Origin of the sequence: Corynebacterium sp. HMSC036E10, from assembly GCF_001836265.1 — a bacterium.
In the GTDB taxonomy this organism is placed as follows: domain Bacteria; phylum Actinomycetota; class Actinomycetes; order Mycobacteriales; family Mycobacteriaceae; genus Corynebacterium; species Corynebacterium coyleae.
Window position 1 is genome coordinate 1 of sequence record NZ_KV827947.1, and the last position, 4,432, is coordinate 4,432.

General features: G+C 59.6%; 7 protein-coding genes. 4 read left to right on the plus strand and 3 right to left on the minus strand.

The annotated features are described in order from the left end of the window. Positions 1–63: 63 nt before the first annotated feature. Positions 64–540, plus strand: coding sequence for a carboxymuconolactone decarboxylase family protein (locus tag HMPREF2736_RS02110; RefSeq protein WP_070421776.1), 477 nt, complete (start codon positions 64–66; stop codon positions 538–540). 28 nt (positions 541–568) lie between these two features. Here HMPREF2736_RS02110 and HMPREF2736_RS02115 read toward each other — a convergent pair whose 3' ends face one another. Continuing rightward, positions 569–916 (minus strand): ArsR/SmtB family transcription factor, encoded by a 348-nt coding sequence (locus HMPREF2736_RS02115; protein ID WP_070828781.1) that lies wholly within the window; start codon positions 914–916, stop codon positions 569–571. Between the two features lie 82 nt (positions 917–998). Between HMPREF2736_RS02115 and arsB the strand changes: the two genes are divergently transcribed. Both arsB and HMPREF2736_RS02125 read left to right on the plus strand, forming a co-directional pair. Further along, positions 999–2,078, plus strand: coding sequence for an ACR3 family arsenite efflux transporter (arsB, locus tag HMPREF2736_RS02120; protein ID WP_070421733.1), 1,080 nt, complete (start codon positions 999–1,001; stop codon positions 2,076–2,078). 9 nt (positions 2,079–2,087) lie between these two features. After that, entirely contained in the window at positions 2,088–2,495 is a 408-nt protein-coding gene (locus HMPREF2736_RS02125; RefSeq protein WP_070828782.1) for an arsenate-mycothiol transferase ArsC, read from the plus strand. A gap of 4 nt (positions 2,496–2,499) precedes the next feature. Here HMPREF2736_RS02125 and HMPREF2736_RS12330 read toward each other — a convergent pair whose 3' ends face one another. Further along, positions 2,500–2,655 (minus strand): hypothetical protein, encoded by a 156-nt coding sequence (locus HMPREF2736_RS12330; protein ID WP_168163602.1) that lies wholly within the window; start codon positions 2,653–2,655, stop codon positions 2,500–2,502. A gap of 250 nt (positions 2,656–2,905) precedes the next feature. On the opposite strand from HMPREF2736_RS12330, the gene HMPREF2736_RS02130 reads away from it, so the two are divergent. Next, positions 2,906–3,763, plus strand: a complete 858-nt coding sequence (locus HMPREF2736_RS02130; protein WP_070614949.1) for a class I SAM-dependent methyltransferase — start codon at positions 2,906–2,908, stop codon at positions 3,761–3,763. 350 nt (positions 3,764–4,113) lie between these two features. Here the strand turns inward: HMPREF2736_RS02130 and HMPREF2736_RS12585 are convergent. Beyond that, the coding region (locus HMPREF2736_RS12585) for a GNAT family N-acetyltransferase (protein ID WP_246819551.1) at positions 4,114–4,432 on the minus strand (319 nt) is incomplete at its 5' end.

The window sequence follows — 4,432 nt, forward strand, 5'->3', positions numbered from 1 at the left end:
CACGACACTGCTACCAAATAACCGGTCGCAACAGTAAGGGGAGTTGATGTGTACTGTCGTGGCATGTCGCACACACCCCGCAAGCCGATCCCCAAAGTTGCTTACGCTCCGATGCTAGGCCTGGAAACCTATGTGCGCGCACGGGTTGAAAAGGACGCGTCACACCTCGTCCAACTTCGTGCATCTGCGTTGAACCAATGTGTTTACTGCCTGGCAATGCACCGACGGGACGCAAGGAAAGATGGCTGGTCCAAGGAGCGCGTCTCGCAGGCGGAGAACTGGACCGACAATCGCGAGCAGTTCACCGAAAAAGAACGAGCCGTTCTCGAACTGACCGATGCAGTGACGAGAATCAACGGCGAGAGCTCCGTTCCGGATGAACTCTGGGAACGCGTCGAGGAGCAGCTCGGCGAAAAGGAAGCACGAAACGTATTGATGGCGATTGTCGCAATCAACGCGTGGAACCGCATCGCCATCACCACCCGGATGGATCCACGAAGCCTTTCACGAGTCGACGCGTTTGACCTCGGTAATGAATGACAAACATTGAAGCCCTGCGCCGTTAGTCTCAGTCCATCTGCAGCACGGCGCGAAGTTCCGCGAATAGCTCCGGGCGCAGCCGGTGTATGACCGTCCTGCCCTGGCGGCTCTTTTCTAGGAGGCCGGCCTCGGTAAGCATTTTGAGGTGGTGGGAAACTGTCGGTTGGCTTAGCCCGGAGCGTTGCGTGAGTTCGCCCACGCTCATCGGCTCGCAGCCCTCTTCGGCGATTCTGGAGAGAAGTTGTAGCCGTCCGGGGTCCGCTAAAACTTTGAATAGGGCTGAGTAGCGCGTCGCGTCGTCTTCGGAGAGCAAGCCGGAGCCCAGTGAGCAGCAGTCGAGGTCAGTGTTTTCTGTAGTGGCGACGTAATCCTTCATGCTTCCTACCTCGTCATATTGACGGTGATAAATATGAGGCTTAGTGTTCGTTTTGAATGCTGTCAATAGATAAGGATTCCAGATGGAAGACACAACCTCTCAGCCAGTAGAGCGTATGTCGTTTCTTGACCGCTTCCTACCAGTGTGGATCATGCTCGCCATGGCGGCGGGCCTCGCTCTTGGACGGGCAGTGCCGGGACTTTCGGGCGCACTTGAGAGTCTCGAAGTCGGAAGCATCTCGCTTCCGATCGCGCTCGGCCTGTTGGTGATGATGTACCCGCCCTTGGCCAAGGTGCGCTACGACAAGACCCGCGAGATTGCCACCGACAAACGGTTAATGACCGTGTCCATCATCTTGAACTGGATCGTCGGCCCCGCGTTCATGTTTGCGCTCGCCTGGATTTTCCTGCCGGATGAGCCGGAGCTGCGCACCGGATTAATCATCGTCGGCCTCGCCCGCTGCATCGCCATGGTGCTGGTGTGGTCGGACCTGTCTTGCGCCGACCGTGAAGCCACCGCAGTGCTTGTGGCCATCAACTCGGTGTTCCAGGTTCTCATGTTCGGGGTACTCGGCTGGTTCTACCTACAAATCCTGCCGAGCTGGCTGGGTTTGGAGACCACCTCGGTGGAGTTCTCCTTCTGGGCGATCGTGTCCTCTGTCCTGGTCTTTTTGGGCATACCGCTGCTCGCCGGGCTGCTGTCTCGCATCATCGGTGAGCGCACCAAGGGCCGCGACTGGTACGAAAACACCTTCCTGCCCCGGATCTCCCCGCTCGCGCTGATCGGCCTGCTGTACACAATCGTCCTGCTCTTCTCGTTGCAAGGCGACCAGATCCTCTCTCAACCGTGGACGGTGGCACGTGTGGCGATCCCGCTGCTGTGCTACTTCGTCGGCATGTTCGCTATCGCACTCGTGGTGTCCAAGGCATCCGGGATGGGCTACGCCCAGTCCGCGTCCGTGTCCTTTACCGCGGCGGGCAACAACTTCGAGTTGGCCATCGCCGTTGCGATCGGCACGTTCGGCGCCACGTCCGCCCAGGCGTTGGCGGGCACGATCGGGCCGCTTATCGAGATCCCTATCCTCGTCGGCCTCGTCTACCTCATGCGTGGGATCGGCCCGAAACTGTTCCCGGGCGATCCCACCTTGCCCAAGTTGTCCTAAGGAGGCGTTATGAAGCCCTCAGTCCTGTTTGTGTGCGTCGGCAACGGCGGCAAGTCCCAGATGGCGGCGGCGCTCGCAGAGAAGCACGCGGGTAGCCAGCTCGGCATCCACTCCGCTGGTACCAAACCCGGTACATCGCTGAACCAGGAATCGGTCGAGGCGATCGCGGAGGCCGGCGCCGACATGTCGCACGGCACGCCCAAACCAATCGATCCCGAACTGCTGCGCAGCGTTGATCGCGTCGTGGTGCTCGGCGAAGACGCGCAGGTGGACATGCCCGACGACGCACGCGGCACGCTAGAGCGCTGGCGTACCGACGAACCCTCGCACCGCGGCATCGAGGGCATGCAGCGCATGCGTCTTGTGCGCGACGACATTGACAATCGCGTGCGCTCGCTTATCGACGAACTCCTGTAGCTTCCTAGCACGCCGGGATCATCGGGATTCGCTGCTTATTGCGGAACCTCGACGCCCGCATGCGCGCCGGCGACGTGCCGCGGTAGTGGGTGGTGGAGGGGGAGGTTGCGTACTTCGGATTGCTGGACGGTTTTCGGGAGCGTTGCTTCTCGATCCTCACACCGCCGCATTGTGGCACGAATTACACGGTTGTGCTTTGTGAGTTCTCGGGGCGAAGCCACAAGCTCAAGAATGCTCAGGACGTGCGATGCCGTTCCGGTATGAGGGCGAAGCCGCCGTAACCGCGAGGTAAAAGCCCCCTCTCATATGACGCTGATCTTACGGGAAGCTCGGAGGGGGTCTCGATTGATTTCAATATAACTAAAGTTGCGTAACTTAGGCAACGGAATGAGACGTAGGAGGGAGTAACGATGCACGCGGAGACTAACTCACCGCGGTCCGAGACCGCTTCCTGGTTCGCGGATAACCAAGCCAACTGGGATTCACGGGCCCACGCCCACATGTTCGGCAACTACGGCGGTAAAGATGAGTTGATCGCGGACAAGGCAGCTATTAGCGATGTCCTCGCGGTGGACATTGACCGCTTCGGCGACCTCACCGGGAAGTCCGTGTGTCACCTGCAATGCCACGTGGGCACCGACACCATCGGATTTGCCCGCCGCGGAGCCTCCCGAGTCATCGGCGTGGATCTCTCTGCGGAGTCACTCAAATACGCCCGCGAATTCGCCGCCCAAGCCGACGCGGACGTGGAGTTTATCCAGAGCAACGTCTATGACGCTCGAGAAGCGGTCGACGGCGAATTCGATCTCGTCTACACCTCCGCAGGTGTGCTGTGCTGGCTTCCGCAGGTGCGTCGATGGGCGGAGGTCGTCGCAAAGCTGCTCGCTCCCGGCGGCATGTTTTTCATCCGCGACGACCACCCCATGTTCATGACAATCGGAGAGGACGTTTCCCAAGGTCTGCGCATTGAGCAGCCGTATTTTGAAATGCCTGATCCGCTCACCTGGGAGGACGAGGAAAGCTACGTCACCACTCCAGGAGCGCCAAAACTTGCTAGCCCACGCAACCATCAGTGGAACCACTCTCTCGGCGAAATTGTTACTGCGCTCATCGACGCGGGGCTGACCGTCACCGCTCTTGAGGAAACTCCGTACTCCGCGTGGTGCCCGTGGCCGGAGCTGATGGTCGAAGACTCCCGCGGTTTCATCCTCCGCGATAATCCCGAGCGCCTACCACTCCAATTCGCCATTACCGCAACAAAGCCCTAGGGACCTTTGCCTATCGACGAACCTTCGGTGGGTGTGCTAAGCCCAAAGGTCCGGAAAGCGATAGTAGAGGGGGCGCCGAAGGGTTGTATCTAACAACCATCTGCGATATTCTCTTATCCACACTGCAGCCGTTGACCCTCCATGAATCAGGAGAGAGCCGATGACTGCAGTTTTTCGTTATACTCAGCTCATAGCAAACCACTCAAGAGTGGACACCAACGTGAAGAGGCTTCCTCGGTATCTAGCTAGTGTTCTGTTGAGGAGGGGCCCTCGCCGGTGGTTTTGAGTATCAATAACCGTGCGTGCCCCAATACCCACCGAACAGTCCCAACCAACGCGGACTTTCCCACCTAGGAAAGCCGGTACACCTCGTAGTCGCCGGGAACGCCCGCTCCGGGAACATGCGCAAGTCCGAGCCTCACAGCTAGGCCAATCGACGCCTCATTCACAGGGTCGATGATGGCAACGATGGGGAACGTCGGGAAGCGCTCGCGGGCGCTCGCAATCGCGGCGGCTGCGGCTTCCTTGGCGTAGCCCTGGCCTTGCGATTCGGGTGCGAACCGGTAGTAGAGGTTCAGGACTTCTTCGTCGGCTTCCTCGCTGTGTCGTACCCCGGTAAAGCCGATGGTCGCGCGGTCGAGGGTGCGTACCGTGTAGTAGCCCAACTGC

Coding starts and splice junctions, on each gene's coding strand:
- arsB (WP_070421733.1), top strand. CDS start 999: ATGGAAGACACAACCTCTCAGCCAGTAGAGCGTATGTCGTTTCTTGAC.
- HMPREF2736_RS02125 (WP_070828782.1), top strand. CDS start 2,088: ATGAAGCCCTCAGTCCTGTTTGTGTGCGTCGGCAACGGCGGCAAGTCC.
- HMPREF2736_RS02115 (WP_070828781.1), bottom strand. CDS start 916: ATGAAGGATTACGTCGCCACTACAGAAAACACTGACCTCGACTGCTGC.
- HMPREF2736_RS02110 (WP_070421776.1), top strand. CDS start 64: ATGTCGCACACACCCCGCAAGCCGATCCCCAAAGTTGCTTACGCTCCG.
- HMPREF2736_RS02130 (WP_070614949.1), top strand. CDS start 2,906: ATGCACGCGGAGACTAACTCACCGCGGTCCGAGACCGCTTCCTGGTTC.